Raw genomic sequence first — 26,059 nt, forward strand, 5'->3', positions numbered from 1 at the left:
AATGCCAGAAACCTTGATTTTATAAGGATTTTTGGCATTTTCTTTTTGTGACAGGGTGTGTCTGGATTTGTCATAAGCAAATGAAAATATGTAAAAAATATGTATAGGAAAATGCGAAAAATATTCAAAAAGGAAAAGATTTGAAAAATTTGAAAATATGCAGGTGAATAATATATACATTATTTTCAATTTTATGGTATCATAAAAATAAAGATAAAAAGAAGGTGATATAAGTTGCTAAATATTATGTTTTGGAATCTTAAAAGAAATGCTATTGAGGATATGATTATAACGTGCATCGCTGAGAATAACATTGACATTGCAATTTTTGCAGAGTTTGACAATATAGATTTTAATAAGATAGAAGAAAGCTTGGGAAAAATGTATAAGCGAATTTTGGGGGTACAAAAAGATAGGGATAGAAAGGTAACGCTTATAGCAAAGACTACTTTTGATATTAAGAGCATAGAACAAGAAAAGCGGTATAACATTTATAATATTGAGACAGGATTGAAAAAATACATTTTAGCAGCAATTCACTTGGAAGACAGACGAAATTATGAAACAAGAGACAGACTTGAAACGATACGGGATATAATGGAAAATATTGAACAAACAGAAGCATTGTGGAAATGCAATAACACAATAGTTATTGGAGATTTTAATGCCAATCCGTATGATGAAGAATTAATAAGTCGGTATGCGTTTAATTCTGTTTTATTTAAAACAATTATAAATAAAAACGAATTAAGAAATCCTAGCACATTAAAAAAGAAACGATTTTATAATCCTATTTTACATTACATATCCGAAGAAACGGAAATGTATGGAAGTTTTTATTATGAAAATGGTTCAGTGACTCCCTATTGGTATTGTCTAGATCAACTATTAGTAAGAAAAGAGTTAATAAATAGTATTTGTCATATGGAATATTTGAAGAGGATAGATAAGAAAGAGTTGTTAAAGAACGGAATACCAGATCAGGAAATAAGTGATCACTTACCATTATTAGTAAAATTACAGGAGGTAGGAAATGGAGTATGAAAATTATTGGATAGTTGATGATGAGGGCCATGAGGATTTAAAATACACTGAAAATATTTGTAAAATAATGGAGCAACAATGCCGATATTTGTTTGATTATACAAATGGGTGTGTTTTTGCGGTTTTTGATGAAATAAAAACGGAGGGTTCAATAATTGCGACAGCAAAAACTATGGCAAACGCATTTAGGATTCTGTCAGGAAAGATGGAATTACAAGAAACTATTGCTGAATCATCTACAAAAAATTTAATAGATGCGAATAATATGTATTTTGATAAACGTTATGGATTTGAAATATGTACTGAAGAATATAGATTTAGGGTATTTGAGTTAAGAATGACCCCAATATATCCTGTAGAAATCAATATTGATGAAGGAATATGCAAAAATATAAGAAATACTTTAGACAGGGTAGCCATTCCAATGGAAAAAGTTAATTATTTTAGAATCGGTGATGAAGAAGCTTTTTGTAATGTACTACAAGCTATTTTGCAAGATAAAAAAGTGCGTTATATCGTTGGTGAGCTGCAAAAACGTGTGCAAGAAAGAAATGCGAATAAAGAGAATTTGCCTGGGAAGGTAATTATATGTGAAGGACAGACGGATGAAATAGTACTTCAAGCGATTGCCAAAAAGTTAAATAAAGAGGTTACGATTGTAGTAGCTAATGGGAAATACAATGTACCGGCTGTTTTAGAGGGTGTGAGAATGAAATCTAGCAAACCGGAAATTTTGGTGGTTGTTGATTCTGACGGAGATGAAGAGCAAACTCGAAATATAATTGTTGAAAAATTGGGCGTTGGAGGTTATGAATTGGCAATAGTTAATAGTTGTATAGAAGATTGGTTTATGCCTGAGACAGAAAAATTTAGCAAACTGAAATTTATGTATTTAGTGAATTCTATGGTGGAAGAAGCTGATTTTGAAGAATTAGGAAAAGCTCATAAATCCTTTGCTAAAGTAGTTGAATTTTTGCAAAGATAATTCATGAAATTTCTAAAAGTGCATAAAATATAAAAGTCTAGGGAAGCGTTAAATGGCTTCCCTTTTTCTAAAATTCCTTCAAATTCGGCCTCTCAGGCCGAAGACAAATCCCCAAACATCATTTATGATTATATCAGGAACAGCAAAAACCTGTTCACAGACAACTGAATAGCAGTTACAGCATGGAAAATTCCGGCGTATATTCGGCAGAATATCAGCGGGGCCTGCGAGGAGAGTTGATGGACCGAGAGGTGAAGATGGAGCAGGTACAGATTGGATTGATTACGGCGGAAGGATAATAACTCACGAAGGGAGCTGAAGTGGTTTCCTGGCCCTCGAAATAAGCAGCAGAGGGGACGAGCGGTATATAGAATACCGGTCTTGTGAACATCAGAGGATGTCATGCGGCAGGGTTGCCAGTAACTCCCACGTACACGGGGCGAAGAGGAACAAGCGTGTACTTACATGGAAAATATGAAATGGAGGGATAAGGAAGGATGTACAAGGGAATCGAGGTTATCGGGATAGATCATGGCTGGTCGTATATGAAGACAATTTCTCATGTGTTTGTGACAGGCGTGGAAGAGATAGCGACGGAACCGGCCTTTACGAAGAATCTGCTGGAATTTGGTGGAAAATTCTATAAGATAGGCGGTACCCGTCTTGAAGTACAGGATGTAAAAACGAAGAATGATAACTTTTTCCTGCTGACGCTGGCGGCCATTGCTAAGGAGCTGAAAAGCAGGGGAAAAAGGGAAGCAAAGATTTATCTGGCAGTGGGGCTTCCACTTACACGTTTCGGGCAGGAGCGTGCAGATTTCATTCGATATCTGACAGCCAGAAGGTGTGTGAAGTACCAGTTTGAAAAAGAAGAGTACCGGATAGAGGTTTTGAATGCGTTCGTGTTTCCCCAGTGTTATGCGGCGGTTGCTGATAAGCTTAGCACCTATAAGCGAAAGGTACTGGTGGTAGACATTGGAAGCTGGACGATTGATATGATGCCGGTAGTCGATGAAGAACCGGACGAGCCCAGATGCTCTACGCTACAGAGAGGGTTGATTACCTGTATGCGCTCCATCAATGAACAGTGTGTCCGGCAGTTGAATGGAGAGGTAGATGAAAGCGATATTCAGGCAGTGATGCGGATGGAGCGTAGCGGGTTGAATGGAGATTATACCAGAATCATTGAAAATGAGGTTCGGACTTTCATGGGGCAGATTTATCATTCCATCCGGGAGCATGGCTACAATCTTCAGACCACGCCGTTGATTTTCGTAGGAGGCGGGGCAGTCGTGATGAAAAATTATGGCCCGATACAGCAGGGAAATGTGACTTACAATCTGGATATCAAGGCCAATGCAAGGGGATATGAATATCTCACCTATACGGCGCTCCGGCAGATGCGCAGATAAGGAGCAGACATGAGTTTATCAACGATTCGAAAAATGACGCTCAGACTCAATATGGAAGAACCGAAGCAGGCCGAGATTTACCAGATACTGACCAATCTGGATAAATATATTTATAAATCCCAGAATCAGTTTCTGGTAGACGCGCTGGAGTTCTACATTGAACATAGCGGAAAAGATATGTTGACCCAGCAGGAGCAGGCCGAACAGCAGCGATACATCACGGCAGAGGAACTGGAGCAGATAAAAAAGGAGTTGCGTGGGGAACTGCTGGAAGAGACGAGGAATGAACTTCTGAAACTGCTGGGACGGTATGCGGCAGGCGCACAGAATCCGATGACCGGTCAGATAAAGGCATTGACGGGTCAGACGGACGAAATGGAACTGGAAAATGACACAGAGGGGGAAAACTCTGTAGTAGGCAATCTGGCATGCAGATGGATGGGAGAGATTTAAATGAAATCGGTACTTGAGACAATCGGAAAAGGTTTTTGTGGAATCGGAAAGGTATCTCTGTGGATTGCGATTTTTGTATGGGCAATCGCAATAACGGCGGCAAAGATATTTTTTGTATTGTTCTTAACACTTGCCAGAATGGTGCTGATTCTTATCAGTGCTGTGGAACCATAGGGAAAGGTAAGGAAAGCGCTTCTTCGGAGGCGCTTTTTGTATTATAAAGTCCCGTAAGGGGCTGCAGGTGTCAGGTTCTGTGGGGTAAAGGAGGAAAAATGAGGTATATACGTGACAAGCCGGGGAAAGGCTGGATGGAGCGGTTGGCAATAGGCTGGCTGCTTTTTTATTGTAAATGATATTTAAAGAGAGAGGGTGTGTAACGTAAAAGTACAGAAATCAGACCAGAGAAAGGAAAAGCCGGACAGGGTTCCGGGATATTGGAAGAGAAAACCAAAAAGGAAAGGGGATGAAAGATGGAGGCGAACCTAGAATTTTCAGCTTTTTGTAGAAGCATACAAGAGGGGCTGGAACAGAAAAAAGAGCTTAAAAAATATCAGTTTACTATAGAGAATGGCGCGATTCTAATTGCAAGGATAAGAAACGGACAGACAAGCAGTGTGGAAATGAAGCTGGATGATTCCTATGAACGGTATTGTAAATCAGGTGACTATGCAAGTGTATATGAGAGTCTTGAAAAATATCTGACAGAAATCGGAGCAAATTTGGATAAGTGCCTGGAGAGCAATCAGAAAGAGAAACTGATAAAGGAAAACTTGATTTTTAAGCTGGTCAATACACGTTATAACAGTGACTATTTGCAGGATGCTCCGCATAGAGAAATCGGCGATATGTCAGTGGTATATTGCTGGAAAATCTCGGACAAATTGTTTGGAAAACTTACAAATAACGTGATGGAAAAGCTGGGGTGGACAGAGGAGATGCTGTATGAGATGGCTTATAAGAATACAAGAGAAATGAATCCGCCTGTACTGGAAAGCATCTATGAAGCGATTGGCCCAACATGGGATACAAGCTATGAGAAAGAAATCAGAGCAAAAAGAATGCTGGTTCTTACGAATCAGAGTAAGGATTATGGAGCGGTCATGATGCTATATGATGATTTACTGCAAAGCGCGGCAAAACGTGCAGGAGAGGATATATATGTACTTCCATCGTCTGTGCATGAAGTAATTTTGATGCCGGTATCACTGACGAATGGTGTCATGGCGCAGTTGCGCTTACGTGAAGTAAATCGGAAAGAAGTAAAACCGAAAGACACGTTATCGTATACGGCATACAAATATGATGCGAAGGCTCATACTTTGAAACCAGTAGATTTCGGTGGTAGGAAACGAAAAAGTAAAAAAACGGAAAAGCAGCCTATAAATTTAGATATTGCCGATAAGGTAAGATAGGAGGAAAAATGGCAGGAAGAATGAATTTTGAAGAGTTTTGTAACCGTGTAGTGCAGGAAATAAACCAGGAAAAAGCGCTGGGGGAGAGCGTTGCCAGTTATGAGGATAAAAAAATTCGTGTAACGGAAAGAAAAAATGGCCGCAGTGTGAGTACCGGACTGGAACCGAAAGGGTGTTATGACTGGTATGCTGCTACAGGAGATTTTACCAGGGCATATGCGGATATTAAAGAAAATCTGCGGACTGCAATGGAAGAGTTTCATGAGAAGGTTGGAGAGGTGAGACTGGACAAGAAATCAATCGAAGAAAGTCTGCATTTTCAGTTGGTAAATACGGAAAGAACTGGAGAAATACTGAACCACATGCCGCACCGGGATATGGGGGATATGTCAGTAGTCTATTGTTGGCAGGTGGCAGATGAGATGATTGGAAAAATTACAAATCAAGTGGCAAAGAGTATGGGCTGGACAGAAGAAAAATTGTATCGGATGGCTTATGAGAATACCAGGCAGGTGAATCCCCCAAGACTGGAAAGTATGGGGAATATGCTGAAACTGTTGGGAGGCTTAGACGATATGACGAATGCTGCCCCAGCTCAAATGTATGTCCTTACCAACCAGAAAAATACGGCAGGGGCAGCTATGATGTTGTATGACGATATGTTGGAGAAGGCGGCAGAAAAGCTGGGTGGAGATGTATATGTTATTCCGTCTTCCATTCACGAGACACTTTTAATTCCGGCAGGCATCACAGAGGCAATCGAAGTACAGGATTTACTTCGTGAAATGAATCAGACGCTGTATCCGGGAGATCTTCTGTCGAACACCCTGTATATGTACGATGCCCATGCACATGAACTCAAACCGGCGGACGTACATCCAATACGAACCAATAGTCAGGAAGTGTATGAACCGGTATTTCGGCCCACCTTTGTAGTCAGTGCCAGATAGGAGCAGTTATGGAGGATGGATTTAAGCTGGAGCAGGTAGCTATACGTCTGGTTCCGGAAGCAGCCGTGTGGGATACCGATCCGATTCGAAGTCCGGAACGGGCGGTAGAAGTGTTGGGTAAATATATCCGGGATATGGATCGGGAAGCAGTCTGTGTAGTGAATTTCAATGCAAGGTTGCAGCCAATCAATTTTCAGATCGTCAGTATAGGAACCTTGGATCAGGCGCTGTGTGAGCCCCGGGAAATTCTAAAGGCAGCTATCCTGTCCAACGCAAACTCTATGATGATTCTGCACAATCATCCGGCAGGAAGCATAACACCTTCTGGAAGTGATATGCAAATGACGGAAAGAATGGAAAAGGTGTGTGATCTGGTCGGGATCCCACTGATGGACAGTATCATTATCGGGTTTGGCCGGGAAGATTATTTCAGCTTTCGGGATGCTTCGATGCTGGTAGAGCAAAATCAGCAGAGCGATAGAGCGGCTGAGGAAAGGAGCGGGAGAGGAGGAAGATGAGCGGAGCAGGCAGATGGTATACAGAGGAAGAATTGCAGATTGCGAAGAGCGTAGATTTGACGGCAGTGGCCCGGCGATTGGGCTATACGGTGGTACGGGTCGGATCTATGTACACCTTAAAAGAAATGGATTCCATCCGTATCTATAATCGCCGGAGCTGGTTCCGGTGGTCAAGGGTTGCTGAAAAGGGCAGTAACGGAGGAACCCAGATTGATTTCCTGCGGGTATTTGGTGGCATGAAGGTCAAGGATGCAGTGTTCTGGCTTCTGGATTTTGCAGGATATCGGCGATTGGACGAGGAAGGGTTACAGCCACTCAAATATCAGGTGAAGGAAGAAGCAAAGAAGAAACTATTTTGTCTGCCAGAGCCTGCGGCAGGGTATGATGCAGTTTACCGGTATCTTGGTGAAGAGCGCAGCATTGGTAGAGAGGTGATTGATTTCTTTATCCGTCAGGACTTGATATATGCTTCCAAAAGATACAGGGATGTGGTGTTCAAGGGAAATGACCGGAATGGGGTTACCCATTTTGCCAGCCTGCGTGGGCCGGATATCAAGCGGGATGTGGCCGGAAATGATAAGCATTACGGCTTTAACTGCTGGAATGATGACAGTACAGAATTGGAGGTATTTGAGGGCGCAATAGATTTGTTGAGTTTCACGGAGTTGACACAGAACTATGAGACGAACAAGCTGGCGCTTGGAATGCTGTCAGATGCACCTTTGGAAACTTTTCTGGGGGAACATCCGCAGATCCGAAGCATAGCCTTTTGCTTGGACAATGACCAGCCGGGAAGAGAGGCGACGGAGCGGCTGATGCGAAAGTATTACGAGAGGGGGTATGAAGTAGAGGACGCACCGCCGCCGTCAGCCTATAAGGATTACAACGAGTGTCTGGCAGACCTGAAGAGACAGATGTTGCAGGAACGTGATTTGACGGCAAAAAGTGCTGGCAAAATGAAAAAATGACGGCAAAAGATGACGGCAAAGCTGGAAAAGTGACGGCAAAAAGTGCCGGCACAGAGGAAAAGTGACGGCAAAAAATGCCGTCAAAATGAAAAAATGACGGCAAAAGATGACGGCAAAGTAAGAAAATGACGGCAAAAAGTGCCGTCATTCTATGATATCAGGGGTTTTAGGGGATTTTCCCCTAACCAGAGGCATTTGGACGGTGACGTCACAAATGCGTATCTGGCAAGAGACCGACAGGGCTCTTGAAAAGAAGGGAGGAATAAAGTACGGAAGAAACAAAAATAGAGTGGATAAAAAATGCGGATGATTTTCTGGACTGGATGACGGTCCACCAAAGCTATTCGGCAGTTTTCAAAAAGGATGCGGCGGCTGTGCTGTTCTATGTAGAGCAGATGCAGTACGAGATTGGCAGTCGGGACGGGGAGCTTGTACGGCGGAAGATTGGAAAAGAGAAAGTAGAGTCATACCGGTATGAGGATTTGATTGATGATGTAGATATCTGGATTTTTGGGAAAATACTGGAACTGAACGCGCTTCGGGATGATTGTCGCAATGACATTGAACGGGCGGTTCATGAGAGCGAGTATCAGCGGCTGAAGGAGGATGAGCGGCGTGTCGGAAAACTGTACGAGAAGACTTGTTACGGGAAGGCAGTAGATGTCTTAGCGGAGCGGTTGGCAGAAAAACTGTTTGACAATATCCTGAAGGGCAAGTACAAGCAGGAAATTCAGGATATAGCAGAGAAAATCTGCAGTTTTGCGGAAGAGGAAAAGAAGTATGGCCGCTAAATGGGTGCGGAAAACCGTACGATTAACGGAGATGGAAGCGAGGCTTTTGGCAGAAAGAGCTGCAGAGAGCGGATTACCGGAAAATCAGTACATTCGTTTCCAGATACGGCAAAGACCGTCAGATTATCCGGCGGTGCAAAAATTGTTAAAAGAGCTGCTCAATGAGATAAACCGGATAGGGAACAATATCAACCAGATTGTTCACGGAAATCACATGGATTTTTATACAGAAGCAGACAAAGAACAGCTTTCGGCTTATATGAGGCGGCTGAATCTGTCCATGCGTGAGGTGATAGAGAAAATTGGCAATCAGTAAAATTACCTGTATGAAAGATTGCGGAAAGAGTTATCACGGAAAACATTTGAGGGCAGCTCTTGCATATATCACAGTTCCGGAAAAGACACAGCAAGGGAGGCTGGTGGCAGGTATAAATTGCGTACCGGAATTTGCTTTTGAGCAGATGAAGGATACAAAACGGAAATACGGGAAGTTAGACAAGCGGCAGGGATATCATTTGGTCTTATCCTTCAAAGAAAATGAGGTTACCCCGGACACCGCCATGGAATTAACTTCCCGCTTCGTAAAGGAATATCTCGGCAGCGAATACGAGGCTGTCTACGCCGTCCACGACAACACCCGGCATATTCACGCCCATATCGTATTCAACAGCGTGAGCTTCCTAACCGGGAAAAAGTACCGCTATGAAAAAGGTGACTGGGCCAGGGAGATACAGCCTATCACCAACCGACTCTGTCAGGAGTATGGTCTGTCCACAATCGAAATTGAGGACGATAAGCTGAATCAGGATGTGGAATACCGGGAAACCCGGAAAGAGCAGGCAATTCAGCATGTCTGGAATTCGGCTATTCGGCGGGATCTGGATGCTTGTATCATTCTGTCAGCCACGTATGAGGAGTTTCAGCGGGAGCTTACAGAACGGGGCTATGAGTGTAAAGAAGGCAAGTATCTGGCTATCCGTCCGCCGGGCATGAAGCGGTTCCGCAGGACGCAGCGACTGGGAGAGGATTATACGATAGAACGAATACAGGAGAGAATTGAGACCGAAACTTTGCGGTCAGTCGCCAGGGCAGGCCAGGGCCATGCCCCGCGGATCGTGGGCGGCAGTGTCCGCAGACACCGGAGGCCGAAACTGACGGGTCTGCAGAAGCGGTACTTTGCCCGCCTGTACAGGATCGGCAAGCTGAAAAAGCGACCTTACAGTCAGGTGTGGAGATACTGGGAAGATATCCGGAAAATGAAAAAGCTCCAGAATCAATATCTGTTTCTGGCCAGAGAGGACATCACGACGGTTCCGGAGCTTCAGAATGCCGTACAGGCTCTGACTGCCAGGCAAAAGGAAGCGGCCAGGGAGAAAAGCCGTCTGGGAAAACAGAAGCACCGATTTCAGGAGTTGTTTGAATTGGCGGCAAAGATGGAGGAGCTGGAAGCAGCGTTTCATTCCTATGAGCGTGGCGATTCCTTTTTTACGGAAGAGCATCAGGAATATGAGGCGTGCCAGAAGGCCTTGGCGGAAAAGGGATATACCTATGAGGAAATCTGCGCGGTCAGGGAGCGGATTACCCGGGAGTATGCGGAAGCGACTTCCCGGGAACGGCAGCTCTACCGGGAACTGAAAACCGGAAAGGGACTGTTAAAAGAAATGGAAACAGAGGATAAAACACAGAGACAGACAAAGGGGGAAATAGATGGAACAGAACGAAGAGAAGAGCAGGAAGCTCAGCGCCAGGGAGATCGAGGCGTATCTGCAGAAAATGAAAAAATCACATTATAGTGGCGATGTGATGGAGCTGGTGAAGGATGATCTGGAGTATGGCCTGAGCCCGGCCCAAGTGGAGAGTTATCTGAACCGGGCCGATTTTTCGTCTCGACAGAAAAAACTATATTCCGAGGCGCTCCGGGATAACTTTTCGAAGGAAGTATTGGAAATTGCGTTTGCCCGTGGCCTGAAGGTTCAGCAGATGCAGGTGGCCTGCGGGTATGTCCGGAAGGGAATCTCAGAAGACGCACTCAGGGAAGTCCTCAGCGAAGAACGCAGTGCAAAAGAAATGAGTGACATGATGCAGGATATCTTAAACCGTCAGGAGGAAGACGCGGCTGTCCCGGTAACGGAGCTTTCGGATAGCCTGCAGGAGCAACTGGATGAGGCGCTACAGCAGAAAGAATATCTGGAACAGCAGATAGCGGCGAAGGAAAAAGAGATTCAGGAAGGGCTTGCGAAAGTGGCCAGCCAGCGAGGCACCATCGAGGAGCAGGCAGCCCGGATTCGGGAGCTGGAGGAGCAGTTGGAAAAGCGCCCGGAAAAGCGCCCGGTTCGTCCGCAGGTGTCCTACGAAGTGCAGATGCAGATGGAGCAGGGAAAGCCGCCTGTACAGATACCGGTAGAACCGGTAGAGGTGGAACGTAAGAGAAGTAATGATGTCGGTAGATTCAAGATGTTGTTTGAAAAAAGGAAAGCCAGGACCGACATGGTAAAGCTGGTGTCCCAGGCCGATTTGTCGGAGGGACAGCTTGCGGCGATTCTTGCGGGAATGGAGCAGGGGCTTACCCAGGAGCAGCTTACAGAGCTGGTACACTGCGGGGCTACCCCGGAAAAGATGCAGATAATTGTGGAAATTGCCGTGCTGGAGAACAGCATGAGAAGAGAGGAGGCGTGAGATTGGCGGAAGAAATTCAGGAGGCGATCCAGATTATCCGGGTAGCCTATGACGGCGTGGAGATCTGCATGAAAGCAGGTTCCAGCGGCCTGAAAGCGCTGCAGCAGATCGTGCAGCTCTTCAAATATCTGCTTGACCAGGAAAAGCTGAGCGGAAAAACCAGTATGAAAAAGCTTCTGATGCGGGGCGGTGATCTGCAGGTTTTAAAGTTTCCGGAACAGGATTTGAAACGGATAGAAAAGGCTGCGAAGAAATACGGGATTCTGTATACGAGACTGCCGGATATCAATGCAAAGGATGGATATGCAGAGATTCTGTTCCATTCGGAAGCAGTCCCACGGGTCAATTTGTTGATTGAAAAGCTGAAAGCCGGAAAGATAGCGACAATAGAGGATTATCTGAACAACGGGGTAGAGGAAGAAATGGAGAAGCTGCCTGGTTTTTTAAAGGAACGGCTGCCCGGCGGTAATTACAGGGAAGAAGAGTTGGAGGAACTGCAGGAGCTGGCGGCCCGGATACAGGCGAACGCAATCCGAAAGGATACCCCCTGCGTCGCGATCACACTGGATCAGTCGCTCATTGCAGAGGAGACGGCGGATCGGATAAAAACCAGAATTCCCGGCACCTGGGGCGAGCATATCCGGTATCTGTGGATTGATAAGGCAGATATGGTGAAAATCCACGGCGGGAAGACAATGCTGACATTTCTTGATCCGGAAAAAGACTATACCATCTTTGGAAAAGAGGAAAAGCTGAGGGAGCAGATCCGGGGAGCCGAACTGTATGAGAAGCATTATGATCCGGTAGAAAAGGAATTACGAAAGAAGGCGGAGACGACTGAGAAACAGCAAACGAAAAATGAAAGAGCGAAGAATGAAAGAACGAAGAATCGGAAGAAATCCGGAGAGACCGGCGCGAAAAACAGTAGAAAAACTGGCAGGAAAAAAGGCAGGTGATGAGAACGTATGCAGACGGGAAAGAAGAAGCCCGCCCTTCCGTGGCTGCTTGCTGGTGCAGTGTTGGCCGGATATCTGGGCTACATGCTTGGCGGAATCTGGAAGGAGGGAATAACCTATGTGGAGTTCATGGAGCGCTTGAGCGCAGTCTGTGAAAGACCCCTAGCCAATTATTGGAGCGCCTATTCGCTGAAACTGATTGCTTTTGCGGAGCTGATATATGCGATGGCAATGCTCATGTACTACACCAGTGGACGGAACCTTATGCCCGGTAAGGAGCATGGTACAGCCCGTCTGGAGCCTCCAGCGCAGGCCGCCCGGCTTCTGGAGGATAAAGACCCGGAAAGAAACCGGATCTTGAGTAAAAATGTCCGTATGTCTATGGATTTCCGGAAACTAAAACTCAACGGGAATATCCTGATCTGCGGAGGCTCAGGAGCCGGAAAGACCTTTTACTTTGTAAAGCCCAACCTGATGCAGCTCCCCAGGAACTGCTCTTTTATCTGTACCGATCCGAAGGGAGAGATCCTGCGAAGCTGCGGACAGATGCTAAAGGACAACGGCTATCAGGTGAAGGTCATCAACCTGTTGGAGATGGAAAAATCAGATTGCTATAACCCATTCCGTTATATCCGTGAAGAGACCGATGTGGTGAAGCTGATTACGAACCTGATTGCCAATACCACACCAAAGGGAGCCAATTCTTCCGATCCGTTCTGGGAGAAAGCAGAGAGTATGCTGCTGCAGGCTCTCTTTTATTATGTCTGGCTGGAGGAACCGGACGCTACAAAGAACATGGGAACCGTGATGAAGCTTTTGGGAGAAGCGGAGGTAACGGAGCGGAACAAGCCGTCTAAGCTGGATCTGCGGATGCAGAAGCTGGCAGAGCGCTCTAAGCTGGGGAACCAGCACCCGGCCATTGTCCAGTATAACAAGTGTATGCGGGGAGCCGGGGATACGGTGCGGAGCATTATCATCAGCGCCAATTCTCGCTTGGCCTATCTGGAAAATCAGAAGGTACTGCGGCTGTTGTCCAGGGATGATATGAATCTGGCGGAGCTTGGGACCGGCGTCAACCGGGACGAAAAGACTCGGACAGCACTTTTCTGTGTCATCCCGGATTCTGATAAGTCCTATAACTTCATTATCGGTATGCTTTACACCCAGATCTTTCAGGAACTATACTATCAGGCCGACTTTGAGTACGGCGGGCGGCTGCCGATTCATGTGACCTTTATGCTGGACGAGTTTGCGAATGTGGCACTGCCGGATGATTTTTGTTCCCTGCTTTCCACCATGCGAAGCAGGGAGATCAGCAGCATTATCATCATCCAGAATTTCGCGCAGCTTAAAGCGCTGTTCAAGGATACCTGGGAGACGATACCCGGAAACTGCGATACGTTTATTTATCTGGGCGGCAATGAGCAGAGTACCCACAAATATGTGTCGGATCTTCTGGGTAAAAGTACCATTGACAAGAAGTCCACGGGAGAAACAAAAGGGCGGCAGGGCAGCTCCAGCCGAAACTACGATGTTCTTGGGCGGGAGCTTCTGACGCCGGATGAGGTACGGAAGCTGGATAACAAGAAATGTATTCTCTTTATCCGTGGCCTGAATCCGGTTCTGGATGATAAATTTATTCCATTTTCCCATCCCATGTTTCACCAGACAGCAGACGGTGGTGGGGCTGCTTATGAGCATAAGCCCAAGGAAAATCAGAAGCCTTATGAACTGTTGAATGAAAAGGCGATACGTTATTACGAAAAGCAGAAGAAAGCCGGAGCGCCGGTCTATATCAATACGGTGACCTATGAGGCGTTTATGCAACTGGGTGATGATGGGCAAAGGGAAAACCAAAGCGCAGACGGGCATAAGGGTCAGAAGGGACAAAACCGACAGAAAGCCAGGGAAAATCAGGCGGATACTATCGTAGTCCGGATCACGAGGTGGGACTATTCTGCTGAGCAGATCGAAGAGTTGAAAAAAGCAATCCAGGCAGGGATTCCCCAGGAGAAACTACTGGAAATATTCTATCCGGATGTACGCGTGGAAGAAATGCGAACCTTTCGGATGGCTTACAAAAAAGGAGTGAAGAACGATTGAATAAAAGAAAAGAGAGAAATATGAGAAAAAAGGTGCTGACGGTAACGGCCATTGTGTCTGGCATCTATGTGGCGGCCCTGTGGGTGATTACCAGCCACGCGGCAGGAACGGAAGTAGTAACCCAGCCGTTAGACAATCTGAAGACACTGGTGATCGCCGTGATTGGAGCGGTGGGCCTGATTATTCTGGCAAAGAACATCATGGAGTTTGCCCAGGCATATCAGAATCAGGATTCCTCGTCCATGAACTCGGCGTTGAAGGGAATCGTGGCGGGAACGATTATGGCGATGATTTCGCCGGTACTTTCCTTCCTTGGATTCTGAAATTGGATTCCAATAGAGGAGAAAAGGGAAAGAGAGGTGAGAACAGGATATGGATGTATTTAAGCTGGGGGATAAGATTCTGGATTTGCTGGAAATGGTATTCGGTTTCTGGAACAATCAGACTGGCATGATTTTCGCACTGCTGGGCCAGTCCCCGACCACCTTCAAGGGTGGAGGCCCGTGGAAGGTCATTATGGATATTGAACCTACTTTTGTAGCAGTTGGGTCGTCCTTAGTGGTCTTATTTTTCGTGATTGGCTTCTGCTCGGAGAGTGTGGATGTCAAAGAGGAGCTTCGATTTGAGGCGATCCTTCGGATGCTCATGCGGCTGGGAATAGCGGAATGGCTTGTGACGAAAAATGTAACAATAATGCGGGCCTTCTTCACGTCGGTGGGCAGGCTGGTGGGGCTCTTGTCAGCGGGCGAGAGCACCACATTGACAATTAACGCAGAACAGGCGGAGATTATCAAGGGACTGGGCTTTGGTGAGAGCCTGATTATGTTGATTTTGGCGGCGCTTTTGTCCATCATCGTGATTATCTGTGGTTTTTTCATGGTGTATACGGTGTATTTCCGTTTCCTGAAAATATTGGTTCTGGTGCCTTTCGGGGCGCTGGCCTTTTCGACTACGGGCGGTAACCGGATGGTGAGCAGCACGGCGGTATCTTACAGTAAATACTTTTTATCTGTGTTATTGGAAGCGGTGACCATGGCCCTTGCGATTATTGTATGCAACGCATTTATCAACGCTGGCCTCCCGGCCTTTACGGGAGACTATGCGGACTGGGCTAAGACCCTGATTTATCTGTGCGATATGACCTTTACGGTGGCACTGACCGTGGGCAGTGTAAAAGGCGCGCAGGTGCTGACCAGCAAAGCGCTGGGCCTGTGAGAGAGGAAAGGAGAAAAAAGAACAATGGTGATTGAGATGAATAAAGACATTGAAAAATATCAGGAATCGGTAGTATGGGGGCTGACAGTGAAGCAGCTCCTTTTTTCAGCCCTCAGCCTGCTGGCCGGAGGCGGTATTGTACTTCTGACCTACCAGACGGTGGGTCTTACCACGGCGGCTTATCTGGCGATTCCGGTGGCCGCGCCGATTGCCTTGGGCGGCTTTTACAGCTATCACGGCATGAGTTTTTATGAGGTGACCAGGCGGAGAATCCGTCAGCTATTTTTCAATCGGACATTACTGTACCGGTCACCGGAACGTAATGAGACGGAGAATCGGAAAAAGAAGAAACGGCAGAAGAAAAAGAGAAGGGGTGAAACATGAGATTATTTACAGATAGTTTTCAGCAACTGAAGAAAGCCAGTGTGCCCCTGTATCGGACGCCCAAGTCCATACAGGAGACCATTGAGATTCTGAAGGTGGCGGAGAATGGCATTTTTGAAGTGCGGAAAGGCCATTATTCCAAAAGCTACCGCTTTCAGGATATTAACTATACAACCACCACAGAGGGCGAGCAGCTCAGTATTATAGAACGGTACTGCAAGCTGCTGAACAGCTTGGACGTGGAGTTCAAAATCACATTGAACAATAAGAATAAGGACATGCAGAAGCTGCGGAAGAATGTGTTCCTGAAGGAGCGTCAGGACGGCTATGATGAGTATCGGGGTATGTATAACCACATCGTGGAGGAAAAGATTCAGGAAGGAAAACAGGGAATCGCCCAGGAGCGATATCTGACGATTACGATTGAGCGTGGCAATTTTGAGGAAGCCAAAGCCCAGTTCGCGACAATCGAAGCGTCGCTGCAGAAGGCGTTTCGGGAGCTGGGAAGCCCGATTGTGCCCTTAAGCGGCAATGAGCGGATGCAGGTACTTTATGATTATTACCATCTGGGCGACGAGGAATCCTTTGATTTTGATATCCGGGAGGCGAAGCAAACAGGCACCGATTTTCGTAACGACTTGTGTAATGGGATGCTGAAATATTATTCCGATTACTTCCAGGATGAAAATAAGGTGGGTCGGGCGCTGTTTATTAAAAAATATCCGTCCGGCCTGTCGGATGGTTTCTTAAATGAAATCGCCAGTCTGCCGGTCCATTCCGTGATTAGCATTGATGTAGTTCCGATTCCCAAAGAGTTGACTACTAAGGTTTTGCAAAAAAAGTATCTGGGAATTGAATCCGATATTATCCGGCAACAGCGTGTCCGGAACCGGAACAACGACTTCTCTTCGGAAATTTCTTACACTAAAAGAAATGAAAAGAAGGAGATCGAGAACATCATGGACGATGTGCGGGATAACGACCAGTGCCTCTTTTATGTGGCGGTGACCATGGTATTTCTGGCGAAGACCAGGGAGGAGCTGGACAGTATCACCGATACAGTCATGACGATTGGCAAGCGCAACTCTGTGACAATAGACAAGCATTACCTGATGCAGAGAGAGGCAGTGAATACGGCGCTTCCCATCGGTGTCCGTCAGGTGGAGACTATGCGAACCATGCTGACCCAATCGCTGGCTTCCCTTCTGCCCTTCAACGTACAGGAGCTGCAGGACGAAACCGGCGTTTACTACGGGATCAATCAGGTCAGTAAAAATATTAACGTGGGTAACCGGAAAAAACTCATGAATGGAAATGGCTTCATCTTCGGGGTTCCCGGAAGCGGCAAGTCTTTCTTTTCCAAGATGGCAATGGGAGCCGTCTATCTGAGCAATGGCCCGGACTGCCATACAGACGATATCATTGTGGTGGATCCCATGAATGAGTATTTTGATATCGCAAAATTATATGGCGGAACAGTTGTAAACCTGAGCTCTTACACGGATAACTACATGAACCCGCTGGAAGTGGATCTGGCAGATCTGTCTGTCCTTAAACGCCGGGCGGTGATCCGGCAGAAGTCTGAGTTCATGCTGGGCCTGTGCGAGCAGTCCACCGGAGAGTCCTTGAATTCCCGGCAGAAAACGTTGATTGACCGTTGTGTTAGAAAAGTATATCAGGAGGCAGCCCGGAAGAAGCAGATCCCGGTGATGACAGACTTTTATCGGACACTATTGGAGCAGAAGGAGGAAGAGGCCAAGGGGCTGGCCTTATCCATGGAGTTATTCACGGAAGGTTCCTTGAATATTTTTAATCATCAGAGCAACGTGGATGTGGACAACCGGTTTCTGGTATTTGGTATTCAGGATCTGGGCGAGGAGTTGTTCCCCATTGCCATGCTGGTCATGCTGGAGTGTATCCAGCAGCGAATTATGGAAAACTGGAAAAAGGGGATTGCCACATGGTTATGGATCGACGAGTTCCATGTACTGCTCCAGTCTCCCTATTCTGCGAATTATCTTTGGGCGCTCTGGAAAAAGGTGCGAAAGCGCCGGGGTATCTGCACCGGTATTACCCAGAATCTGGCAGATATCCTGCGGAGCGACAGCCGGGATACCATCGGTACCATGCTGGCCAATTCCGAATTTGTAGCTCTGCTCCGGCAGTCCAGTACCGATTTGGATACAGTGGCGGACGCCCTGAATATCTCAGAGGCGCAACTGGATTATGTCAACAATGCCCCGGCAGGAACCGGCCTGCTCCGATTTGGGTCTGTAGTGATTCCTTTTGATGAGACGGTATCGAAAGATTCGAAGCTCTATCAAATGTATAATACAAATCCCTATGAACTGGCGGAACAGGCTGAGTCAGCGGATGGAGGTGGCAGCACTGGTTATCCGGCAGAAGATTGATAAGCCTGTCAGGTTGCATGTGAAGAAAGGCAGCGGTATCCGGGTGCGGACATCCGGTCAGAGAGTTGCAGTCAAAGGAGCCCGGATTTATACCGTACAGCGGGGGCCGAAGGTGAAAAGGGTCAGCACGAGGGCAGGCACTTCACGCCGCTACAACCGAAAAGGCAGTGACGCCTACCGACAGGGAAAGCGGTATTACACGACAGGACGGTATCAGGCGGATCCTTACTATAATAAGAAGAGACAGGTACAGGCCATCCAAAAAGAAGGCTATCGGAAAGGAAAAGAGTTAAAAGGCAAAGAGAAGTCCCGGCCGGGAATCACAGGGGAAGACTGGTATAAAACGGAGGGCAGTCATAGACTACCAGAGCGCTCAGGCAGGGAGCAGTACAAAGAGAAAAGAAAAAGCCATTGGGAACGACGACATGACGAAAGACAGGTGGAGGACTATTCAAAAAGGGGAAAAGCCGGGAAAAAGCAGAAGCAGGCAGACACAAAAAAGGAAGCCACAAAACGGCAGCTAAGGCAGAGAAAGGTTGCCTATTTCTTGGATAAGACCAGAGCTGAAGAAGAGCAAAAAGACAGTATTGCCAAGCTCACCCGGGATGTTGCCGTCAAGTATTTGGAGGTTCTCGTGAAAAAGGCGGTAGCAGCCATTGGCGGCTTTCTGGTGGGCGCAGCCCTTTTTATCGCAGTGGCCTTTATCCCGGTGGTGGCAGTGGTGACTATCCTTTACAATTCGCCGTTTGCCATATTTTTGCCGATACTGGAAGAAGGGGAACAGGTCACGGACGTATTTTCTTCTTATCTGTCTGATTTCCGGAAGGAAGCAGAGCAGCTTGCGCAGGAGCATAGTGGGTACGACGAGGGAGAACTGATCTATGTGGACTATGAGGGAGGCGGGGCAGAGCCCTCCAATCTCTATGACATGATTGCCGTCTATATGGTCCGGTATGGTGTCGGGGACACGGCCTCTATTGTGAACGACACAACAAAAAGCTGGATGCGGACGGTTATGGAGGATATGTGCAGCTATATACTGGAGACCGGAACCGAGGAACGGGACACCGGAGAAAAGGATAAGAATGGTCAGGCCATTACTGAGACCGTCTCTGTCCTGTATGTGAAGGTTCATCTGAAAACCTATTCAGATATGGTGGCAGAGTACGGCTTCGGCGAAGATGAAGTAGCCATGCTGGAAGAGCTTATGCGTCCGGAAAATCTGGCTCTGCTTGGCGGCAATGGCGCGGACAGCTTTGAAAAGCTTACGGAAGAAGAGATCCGGACTGCTCTTGGCGATGCTTCCGGTGATGTGGGAACAGCTCTGTCCTATGCGCTTAGTAAGGTGGGCTATCCATACAGTCAGGAGCTGCGGGACAGTGGAGACTATTATGATTGCAGCTCTCTGGTCTATTATGCGTGGAAGGCAGCCGGAGTGGATATCAGCTACGGCAGCTCCTACTCGGCGGCGGCCCAGGCCCAGGGACTGGAACAGGCCGGAAAGAGCGTCCCGTTGGAAGAATTGCAGCCCGGAGATTTGATTTATTTTAGCTTTGTTCACAATGAACGTTATAAGAATATCAGCCATGTCGCCATCTATGCCGGAAACGGTATGATAATCGAGGCGGCAAATGAAAGCACAGGCGTCGTATACCGTAAGCTTCACAGCCAGAGAAGCATTGTAACGGTATGCAGGCCCTAGAAGGGAGATGAAGACAATATGAAAAATGAAGTCATGGATAATATGGAGTACCTGATGCAGGAGTTACACAGGGAGTGGGCCAGATCCGGCCCCTCCCGGATTTCCTGTACACTGCAGAGCGCGGAGGTGAGCGAGGTACAGGGAGCGCTGGCAAGGCAGGTAGAGAAGCAGCAGCTTTTACTGGAACGGGAGGAGCTGACCTTTCAGAAAAGCGTCCAGCTTCTGCGGATGAACTATATCCTGCTTCGGCTGGCGAAAAAGATGAAGGCGGAACAGGCGCAGAAAAGCAAGGATAACGACAGCGGTGATCTGGGGCTTTTGCTGGACGAGGAAGAGGAACAGGCATTGTCTGCGTTAATGCGGAATGGAAAAAAGGAGGAGTAGATAGAATATCATGTATCAGATGAATCAGCTATATGACACCGCAGTGCAGAGGGCAGCCGCGTCTTCCGAGACCTGGAAAGAGGTGCTGCGGCTGAATGGGCGGCTGTACCGGTACGAGTGGGAAAATATACTGTTAATCTGGATACAGCGTCCGAATGCAGTGCTGGCGGCTGATTATGACAGTTGGAAAAAGGTAGACCGCTATGTACGCCGGGGAAGCAGGGGGATCGGTATCTTTCCTTCCAGGGCTTTAAAATCGCATTTGCGCTATGTATTTGATTTCAAGGACACCGGGGGAAGAAACCGGAAACTTACCTGGGATCTGGAAGGGCCACATCTAAAGGAATATCTGGACTATCTGGTAGAAAGCGGGCAGATGGAAGCCTACGACGAAAAGGGCGATGAAAAGGCGCAAAAAAATCTGTTAAATATATTTACAGGAACAAATGTTTGGTCTATGATAAAAGCAGATTACAGCGAACGAATTTCAGATCTGGTCAGGACAGCGAAAGGGATGACAGAAGAAAAGGCCAAAGATATGATCTATCGCAGCGTCCTATATACGGTAGGAAGCAGGTGCAGTCTGGATACCGTAGAGCCGGATTTTTCAGATATCCGGGATTACGCAGACGAAGAGATCCTGTATCGGCTGGGGACACTGGTCAATGATATATCCTGTGAGATCTTAAGGGAGTTCGCGCGAAATATCCGATACATGGAACGCGAAAGGAGAAGGATATACGATGGAAGGGATGAATCTGCATTATCAACGAAAAGACGGCCTGCTGTATCCGGAGATGGAAGTACCCGGTCAGGATCTGAGTCGCGTCGGAAAGTACGGCCATCTGGCCATGCGCTATCTGAAAGAGAACGAGGAGAGCCGGTACAGCTTTCTTTACCGCTGTGGGAAACTGGAGGAGAAGATGCGGGAAGTAGACCGGGAAGCGAACGAGATGCTGGCAGAGCTGATGGACAGTTACCTGAAATCCAGGCCCCTGCAGAACCGGAGATCCTTTCTGGAACAGTGGAAGCTGCGGGAACAGGCGCAGATGCAGGCGGAGGAGATCGTATTGCGCGAGATTGTCTGGCAGTATCATTAGATTTTCACTATGATCTCTGGGAGCTTCCGGAAGGAGGCCCCAAGACCAGATACCAGTGGAACCGGGAGGCTATTCAGACCTTAAAGCGGATTGAGTCAGAGGGCCGGAGGGCGACAGCGGAGGAACAGCAGACTCTATCGAAATATGTGGGCTGGGGCGGTCTGTCCCAGGCATTCGATGAACAAAATCCAGGCTGGGCCAAAGAATACGCGGAACTTAAAGGGCTTCTGAACCCGGAGGAATATGCGGCAGCGCGTGCCTCAGTCAATACCGCGTTTTACACACCGCCGGAGGTGGCGGCCTGCATGGGGCAGGCGTTGGAACAATTCGGATTTCGCTCCGGAAATATATTGGAACCGTCTATGGGAATCGGCAGCTTCTTCGGAAGTATGCCGATTTCTTTGCAGAACAGCAAACGCTATGGTGTGGAACTTGATCGAATATCCGGAAGGATAGCAAGGCAGTTGTACCAGACGGCCAAGATTCAGATTACCGGCTTTGAAAAGACTGCTTTTCAGGCCGATTTTTTTGATGTGGTTATTGGAAATGTGCCCTTTGGCGATTATAAGGTCCATGACCCGGCCTACGATAAGTATCATTTCCGGATTCACGATTATTTTATCGCGAAAGCCCTGGATCTGGTAAGGCCCGGAGGCATGGTGGCAGCAATTACCACCAAAGGAACCATGGATAAGAGCAATCCGACCGTGAGAAAGTATCTAGCGGAGCGAGCCGAGTTGAAAGGAGCGATTCGGCTTCCCAGTACAGCGTTCAAGGCGCAGGCCGGAGCCGAGGTGACGGCAGATATCCTGTTTTTGCAGAAACGGGAGCGAAAAATGGAGGTGGAACCGGACTGGGTACATCTGGGATATACGGAGGACGGCATTGCGGTAAATTCCTATTTCGCAGAGCATCCGGAAATGATGCTGGGCAGGATGGAGTATGACAACGGTCCCTTTGGAGCAGACAGCCATTATACCGCCTGTGTAAACCGTGATCCGGATTTCAATCTGTATGCGGCTCTGCGTAAGGCCATCGGCAATATTCATGCGGAGTTGGCAGCCTTTGAACATGTCGTGGAAAGAGAGGAGACGACAGAGGAAATCATTCCCGCAGACCCGGAGGTAAAAAATTATACTTTTACGTTTCTAAATGGAAAGCTGTATTACCGGGAAAATTCTCAGATGTATCTGCGTGAGGTGTCCGGGCGGGAAAAAGAGCGAATCCAGGGGCTTGACGTGATCCGGAATCAGGTACGCAGCCTGATCCGTCTGGAGCTTGGAGGATGCACAGCGGCAGAGCTGAAGCCGGAGCTGGAAAAGCTAAATCAGATCTACGATGCGTATGTGGAAGAATATGGGTATCTGACGGGCACAGAGAATGGCCGTGTCTTCCGAGATGACGCGGATTATCCGCTCTTGTGTTCGCTGGAATGTGTGGAAGAAAACGGGGCTGTCAAAAAGGCAGATATTTTTTATAAGCAGACCATCAAACCGGATGTGCGGGTGGAGCACGTGGATACGGCCACCGAAGCCTTGTATATCTCCATGAATGAGCGAGGCTGCGTGGATCTGGAATTTATGTATGGACTTTATCAGCCGGATTTACTGAAATACCAGAAAGAGGTGGCAGAGGTCACCGGCCAGCAGCCGGAAGAAATTGCATTTACGGAGGCGGAGAAGAAAGAACTGTCCCTTAGTGCCATTGCAGAGGAGCTAAAAGGCATTATTTATCTGAACCCGGAACGCTATCACGCGCAGAGTCCGTGGAACGGCTGGGAGATGGCCGGGGAATATCTGTCAGGCAATGTCCGGAATAAGCTGAAAATCGCCCAGGAGGCAGCAAAGAAGAATCCGGAGCAGTTCCGGGCCAATGTAGAAGCCCTTGAGCTGGTGCAGCCGGAATATATTTCAGCAGCGGATATCAATGTGCGGCTCGGTACGACGTGGATCGATATAGAAGACTATGAGGCCTTCCTGTATGAGCTTCTGGATACCCCGTATCGGTACCAGAGAGGAAACTGGGACGGAAGATATGAAATACGGATCCAACTGAACCGCTACAATATGGAATATCACATCCTGAATAAGTCCATGCACAGTTCCGGCGTGCTAGTGAAAAAGAACTACGGTACCGAGCGGATGGATGCCTATTCTATCGTAGAAGCGACGTTAAATCTGCGGACAGTCGTGGTCAATGATCGGGAAGAGCTGGGCGGAGGAAAGTACCGGTATGTGGTGAACAAGGTGGAAACCATGCTTGCCCGGGAAAAACAGAACCAGATTCAGGAGGCCTTTCGGGAATGGATTTTTCGGGACCCGGAGCGTCGGCAGAAATACGAACGGTATTATAATGAAACCTTTAACTGTATCCGTCTGAGGGAATACGATGGTTCATACCTGCAATTTCCGGGCATGAACCCGGAGATCGAGCTGCTCCCACACCAGAAAAACGCGGTAGCACGTATTCTTTTCGGGGGAAATACCCTACTTGCCCATTGCGTGGGGGCTGGGAAGACCTTTGAAATGGTAGCGGCCTGTAAGGAGCAGAAACGGCTTGGAATTGCCTATAAAACCGCTATGGTAGTACCCAAAAGCGTCATTATGCAAACGGCCAGTGAGTTCCTGCGCCTTTATCCGTCCGCAAATATCCTGATTGCCACGGAACGGGATTTTGAGAAAAGTAGACGCCAGCAGTTCATCAGCAGAATCGCGACCGGGGACTACGACTGTATTATCATGTCCCATTCGCAGTTCGAGAAAATCCAGATTTCGCCGGAGCGCAGGGAACAGCTGCTCAGTGACAAGGTGGAAGAGCTCCAAGAGGCTATTGGAGAGGAAAAAATGAAAAATGGGGAACGCTGGACGATTAAGCAGATGGAAGCGCAGAAGAAGCGGCTGGAAACACAGTTGTCCATGCTTGCGGACGAGCGGCGGAAGGATGATCTGGTCTACTTTGAAGAACTTGGCATTGATAGTATTATGGTCGATGAAGCACATTTTTATAAAAATATGGCCATCTTTTCCAAAATGAGCAGGGTGTCCGGTATCACAGCAAATGGAGCAAAAAAATGTACGGACATGGAGATGAAGTGTCAGTACCTGACAGAGCTGAACGGCTCCCGGGGAATCGTGTTTGCCACCGGAACGCCCATCAGTAACACCATGTGTGAGATGTATGTGATGCAGACTTACTTGCAAAAAGAGACGCTGGAGCAGATGGGACTAAGCCATTTTGACGCATGGGCCGCCAATTTCGGAGAGGTGACCACGGCGCTGGAACTGACCGTGGAAGGAAGCGGCTTCCGGTTTAAAAGCCGGTTTAACCGTTTTGTGAATCTCCCGGAGCTTATGAGTATGTTCCGGGAGGTGGCGGACGTGCAGACAGCGGAGATGCTAAACTTAAATATCCCGAAGCTGCGGGGCGGAAAAGCCATTATCGTGGAAACGGAGCCGGATTTCTATGTAAAAGATCTCATGCAGGAAATAGTGGAACGGGCAGATCGCATCCGAAACGGGGCAGTGTCACCGAACGAGGACAATTTCCTGAAAATCACCCATGAGGCAAGACTTCTGGGAACGGACGCGCGTCTGCTGCGTGCGGATGCGCCCAACAATCCGGATGGAAAACTGAATAAGGTGGTAGAAAATGTATTCTATGAATATAAGAAAGCAGAAGCTGATGGCCGGATAGGCTGCCAGCTTATTTTTTCGGATATCGGTACGCCGGGAGGCAAGGAGTTCGACGTCTACCATTATATCAAGGACGAGCTGATGGAACAAGGAATCCCGGAGGAAGAGATTGCGTTTATCCATGACGCCAAGACAGATAAGCAGCGCGCGGCGTTGTTTCGGGAGATGCGCAGCGGCAAGCGGCGTATCCTGATTGGCTCTACGGAAAAATGCGGTGTCGGCGTCAATGTACAGCGCCATATCGTAGCCATCCACCATGTGGATTGTCCGTGGAGGCCGGACGATGTAGGACGGATTTTGCGGACATTCAAAATAAAAAAGAATGTGGAGGTAACAGACAATGGCAAAATCATTATTTGAGGAACTGGGCGGCAAATACGAAAGGCAAGGGGATTATTTGATACCGTGCTTAACTGTACCCGCCGAAGAAGAACAGGCAATAGGCATCTGGGGGCAACGGCATTTAGATTATCTAAAACAGTACCGTAAAGTTACATACACCAATCTTCTTACAAGCGGCAGGCTAAACGCCTACCTTGCCGACATCAACAGACAGGCACAGGAACGCTTTGAAAGGCTCATAGAGGGTATGAAACAGGCACAGGGCATAACGGAACAGCTAAAGGCAGAAAACGCCTTAGAATGGACAGGATGCCTCAATAACATAAGGGCTTGTGCGAGGGAGATTGTGGAAAAGGAAATTATTTTTGCATAAACAGATGATTAGTGGCAGGGGGAAATCCTGCCGCTTTTTCTGCTTTAGTTTGTCAGCTTGACAAATAAAGGGTTAAGGAATATAATTAGATTCAGTATTATACAAGGAGTTAATAAATATGCGGCAAGGTATTCTTAAATAAACTGTCAATTTGATAGTGGGAACAAAAAGTAGCAGTCTCGTTTCAC

Annotated in this window: 23 protein-coding genes and 1 pseudogene; all 24 read left to right on the forward strand. The window is 47.5% G+C overall.

Features of this window, described 5'->3' with window-relative positions:
- Positions 1-234 precede the first annotated feature (234 nt).
- The 24 genes and pseudogenes from WMO29_RS01620 (at position 235) to WMO29_RS01735 (ending at position 25,871) form a co-directional block, all read left to right on the forward strand.
- Complete coding sequence (locus tag WMO29_RS01620) at positions 235-1,044, forward strand: endonuclease/exonuclease/phosphatase family protein (protein ID WP_349163467.1); 810 nt, start codon at positions 235-237, stop codon at positions 1,042-1,044.
- Positions 1,034-2,029 carry a TOPRIM nucleotidyl transferase/hydrolase domain-containing protein gene (locus WMO29_RS01625; RefSeq protein ID WP_349163468.1) on the forward strand — a complete coding sequence of 332 codons (996 nt, stop codon included), beginning with the start codon at positions 1,034-1,036 and terminating at the stop codon, positions 2,027-2,029. Before WMO29_RS01620 ends, WMO29_RS01625 begins: the two co-directional genes overlap by 11 nt.
- Positions 2,030-2,526: 497 nt before the next feature.
- Positions 2,527-3,441, forward strand: a complete 915-nt coding sequence (locus tag WMO29_RS01630) for a ParM/StbA family protein (RefSeq protein WP_349163469.1) — start codon at positions 2,527-2,529, stop codon at positions 3,439-3,441.
- 9 nt (positions 3,442-3,450) lie between these two features.
- On the forward strand, positions 3,451-3,894 hold the full coding sequence (locus WMO29_RS01635; RefSeq protein ID WP_349163470.1) for a hypothetical protein: 444 nt from the start codon (positions 3,451-3,453) through the stop codon (positions 3,892-3,894).
- Entirely contained in the window at positions 3,895-4,068 is a 174-nt protein-coding gene (locus tag WMO29_RS01640; RefSeq protein ID WP_349163471.1) for a hypothetical protein, read from the forward strand.
- 296 nt (positions 4,069-4,364) lie between these two features.
- The gene (locus WMO29_RS01645; protein WP_349163472.1) at positions 4,365-5,306 is read left to right on the forward strand and encodes a DUF5688 family protein; all 942 of its coding nucleotides are present in this window, start codon (positions 4,365-4,367) and stop codon (positions 5,304-5,306) included.
- An 8-nt stretch (positions 5,307-5,314) separates the two neighbouring features.
- Positions 5,315-6,256, forward strand: a complete 942-nt coding sequence (locus tag WMO29_RS01650) for a DUF5688 family protein (RefSeq protein ID WP_349163473.1) — start codon at positions 5,315-5,317, stop codon at positions 6,254-6,256.
- A gap of 8 nt (positions 6,257-6,264) precedes the next feature.
- The gene (locus WMO29_RS01655; protein ID WP_349163474.1) at positions 6,265-6,774 is read left to right on the forward strand and encodes a JAB domain-containing protein; all 510 of its coding nucleotides are present in this window, start codon (positions 6,265-6,267) and stop codon (positions 6,772-6,774) included.
- The gene (locus tag WMO29_RS01660) at positions 6,771-7,742 is read left to right on the forward strand and encodes a toprim domain-containing protein (protein WP_349163475.1); all 972 of its coding nucleotides are present in this window, start codon (positions 6,771-6,773) and stop codon (positions 7,740-7,742) included. The genes WMO29_RS01655 and WMO29_RS01660 overlap by 4 nt, the downstream gene beginning before the upstream one ends.
- Before the next feature lie 374 nt (positions 7,743-8,116).
- Positions 8,117-8,533, forward strand: a complete 417-nt coding sequence (locus WMO29_RS01665) for a hypothetical protein (RefSeq protein WP_349163476.1) — start codon at positions 8,117-8,119, stop codon at positions 8,531-8,533.
- Positions 8,523-8,849 carry a plasmid mobilization protein gene (locus WMO29_RS01670; RefSeq protein ID WP_349163477.1) on the forward strand — a complete coding sequence of 109 codons (327 nt, stop codon included), beginning with the start codon at positions 8,523-8,525 and terminating at the stop codon, positions 8,847-8,849. Before WMO29_RS01665 ends, WMO29_RS01670 begins: the two co-directional genes overlap by 11 nt.
- A gap of 10 nt (positions 8,850-8,859) precedes the next feature.
- Positions 8,860-10,326, forward strand: coding sequence for a relaxase/mobilization nuclease domain-containing protein (locus tag WMO29_RS01675; protein ID WP_349163584.1), 1,467 nt, complete (start codon positions 8,860-8,862; stop codon positions 10,324-10,326).
- Entirely contained in the window at positions 10,241-11,209 is a 969-nt protein-coding gene (locus WMO29_RS01680) for a hypothetical protein (RefSeq protein WP_349163478.1), read from the forward strand. Before WMO29_RS01675 ends, WMO29_RS01680 begins: the two co-directional genes overlap by 86 nt.
- A 2-nt stretch (positions 11,210-11,211) precedes the next feature.
- Complete coding sequence (locus WMO29_RS01685) at positions 11,212-12,165, forward strand: PcfB family protein (protein ID WP_349163479.1); 954 nt, start codon at positions 11,212-11,214, stop codon at positions 12,163-12,165.
- Between the two features lie 9 nt (positions 12,166-12,174).
- Entirely contained in the window at positions 12,175-14,268 is a 2,094-nt protein-coding gene (locus WMO29_RS01690) for a VirD4-like conjugal transfer protein, CD1115 family (RefSeq protein ID WP_349163480.1), read from the forward strand.
- A gap of 20 nt (positions 14,269-14,288) precedes the next feature.
- Positions 14,289-14,591, forward strand: coding sequence for a hypothetical protein (locus WMO29_RS01695; RefSeq protein ID WP_178038024.1), 303 nt, complete (start codon positions 14,289-14,291; stop codon positions 14,589-14,591).
- A 49-nt stretch (positions 14,592-14,640) separates the two neighbouring features.
- A complete protein-coding gene (locus WMO29_RS01700; protein ID WP_349163481.1) occupies positions 14,641-15,483 on the forward strand; it encodes a hypothetical protein in 843 nt (280 codons plus the stop codon).
- A gap of 24 nt (positions 15,484-15,507) precedes the next feature.
- The gene (locus WMO29_RS01705) at positions 15,508-15,867 is read left to right on the forward strand and encodes a PrgI family protein (RefSeq protein ID WP_349163482.1); all 360 of its coding nucleotides are present in this window, start codon (positions 15,508-15,510) and stop codon (positions 15,865-15,867) included.
- Positions 15,864-18,278 carry a VirB4-like conjugal transfer ATPase, CD1110 family gene (locus WMO29_RS01710; protein ID WP_349163483.1) on the forward strand — a complete coding sequence of 805 codons (2,415 nt, stop codon included), beginning with the start codon at positions 15,864-15,866 and terminating at the stop codon, positions 18,276-18,278. Before WMO29_RS01705 ends, WMO29_RS01710 begins: the two co-directional genes overlap by 4 nt.
- On the forward strand, positions 18,241-19,980 hold the full coding sequence (locus tag WMO29_RS01715; RefSeq protein WP_349163484.1) for a C40 family peptidase: 1,740 nt from the start codon (positions 18,241-18,243) through the stop codon (positions 19,978-19,980). The genes WMO29_RS01710 and WMO29_RS01715 overlap by 38 nt, the downstream gene beginning before the upstream one ends.
- Before the next feature lie 18 nt (positions 19,981-19,998).
- The gene (locus tag WMO29_RS01720; RefSeq protein ID WP_349163485.1) at positions 19,999-20,364 is read left to right on the forward strand and encodes a hypothetical protein; all 366 of its coding nucleotides are present in this window, start codon (positions 19,999-20,001) and stop codon (positions 20,362-20,364) included.
- A 743-nt stretch (positions 20,365-21,107) separates the two neighbouring features.
- Positions 21,108-21,464 (forward strand): TnpV protein, encoded by a 357-nt coding sequence (locus WMO29_RS01725; protein ID WP_349163486.1) that lies wholly within the window; start codon positions 21,108-21,110, stop codon positions 21,462-21,464.
- Positions 21,425-25,516: pseudogene (locus tag WMO29_RS01730) on the forward strand (helicase-like domain-containing protein); the annotation flags it as partial. The gene WMO29_RS01725 and the pseudogene WMO29_RS01730, both read left to right, overlap by 40 nt.
- Positions 25,497-25,871, forward strand: coding sequence for a TnpV protein (locus WMO29_RS01735; RefSeq protein WP_001129922.1), 375 nt, complete (start codon positions 25,497-25,499; stop codon positions 25,869-25,871). The pseudogene WMO29_RS01730 and the gene WMO29_RS01735, both read left to right, overlap by 20 nt.
- Positions 25,872-26,059 lie beyond the last annotated feature (188 nt).

It is taken from the genome of Laedolimicola intestinihominis (assembly GCF_040096155.1).
GTDB lineage: Bacteria > Bacillota > Clostridia > Lachnospirales > Lachnospiraceae > Laedolimicola > Laedolimicola intestinihominis.

Excerpts from the sequence above, each read along its gene's own strand:
- WMO29_RS01720 (WP_349163485.1), top strand. The coding sequence starts at position 19,999 with ATGAAAAATGAAGTCATGGATAATATGGAGTACCTGATGCAGGAGTTA.
- WMO29_RS01645 (WP_349163472.1), top strand. The coding sequence starts at position 4,365 with ATGGAGGCGAACCTAGAATTTTCAGCTTTTTGTAGAAGCATACAAGAG.
- WMO29_RS01670 (WP_349163477.1), top strand. The coding sequence starts at position 8,523 with ATGGCCGCTAAATGGGTGCGGAAAACCGTACGATTAACGGAGATGGAA.
- WMO29_RS01695 (WP_178038024.1), top strand. The coding sequence starts at position 14,289 with ATGAGAAAAAAGGTGCTGACGGTAACGGCCATTGTGTCTGGCATCTAT.
- WMO29_RS01655 (WP_349163474.1), top strand. The coding sequence starts at position 6,265 with ATGGAGGATGGATTTAAGCTGGAGCAGGTAGCTATACGTCTGGTTCCG.
- WMO29_RS01735 (WP_001129922.1), top strand. The coding sequence starts at position 25,497 with ATGGCAAAATCATTATTTGAGGAACTGGGCGGCAAATACGAAAGGCAA.
- WMO29_RS01640 (WP_349163471.1), top strand. The coding sequence starts at position 3,895 with ATGAAATCGGTACTTGAGACAATCGGAAAAGGTTTTTGTGGAATCGGA.
- WMO29_RS01690 (WP_349163480.1), top strand. The coding sequence starts at position 12,175 with ATGCAGACGGGAAAGAAGAAGCCCGCCCTTCCGTGGCTGCTTGCTGGT.
- WMO29_RS01660 (WP_349163475.1), top strand. The coding sequence starts at position 6,771 with ATGAGCGGAGCAGGCAGATGGTATACAGAGGAAGAATTGCAGATTGCG.
- WMO29_RS01680 (WP_349163478.1), top strand. The coding sequence starts at position 10,241 with ATGGAACAGAACGAAGAGAAGAGCAGGAAGCTCAGCGCCAGGGAGATC.
- WMO29_RS01705 (WP_349163482.1), top strand. The coding sequence starts at position 15,508 with ATGGTGATTGAGATGAATAAAGACATTGAAAAATATCAGGAATCGGTA.
- WMO29_RS01700 (WP_349163481.1), top strand. The coding sequence starts at position 14,641 with ATGGATGTATTTAAGCTGGGGGATAAGATTCTGGATTTGCTGGAAATG.
- WMO29_RS01635 (WP_349163470.1), top strand. The coding sequence starts at position 3,451 with ATGAGTTTATCAACGATTCGAAAAATGACGCTCAGACTCAATATGGAA.
- WMO29_RS01715 (WP_349163484.1), top strand. The coding sequence starts at position 18,241 with ATGGAGGTGGCAGCACTGGTTATCCGGCAGAAGATTGATAAGCCTGTC.
- WMO29_RS01675 (WP_349163584.1), top strand. The coding sequence starts at position 8,860 with ATGAAAGATTGCGGAAAGAGTTATCACGGAAAACATTTGAGGGCAGCT.
- WMO29_RS01710 (WP_349163483.1), top strand. The coding sequence starts at position 15,864 with ATGAGATTATTTACAGATAGTTTTCAGCAACTGAAGAAAGCCAGTGTG.
- WMO29_RS01650 (WP_349163473.1), top strand. The coding sequence starts at position 5,315 with ATGGCAGGAAGAATGAATTTTGAAGAGTTTTGTAACCGTGTAGTGCAG.
- WMO29_RS01630 (WP_349163469.1), top strand. The coding sequence starts at position 2,527 with ATGTACAAGGGAATCGAGGTTATCGGGATAGATCATGGCTGGTCGTAT.
- WMO29_RS01725 (WP_349163486.1), top strand. The coding sequence starts at position 21,108 with ATGGAAGGGATGAATCTGCATTATCAACGAAAAGACGGCCTGCTGTAT.
- WMO29_RS01625 (WP_349163468.1), top strand. The coding sequence starts at position 1,034 with ATGGAGTATGAAAATTATTGGATAGTTGATGATGAGGGCCATGAGGAT.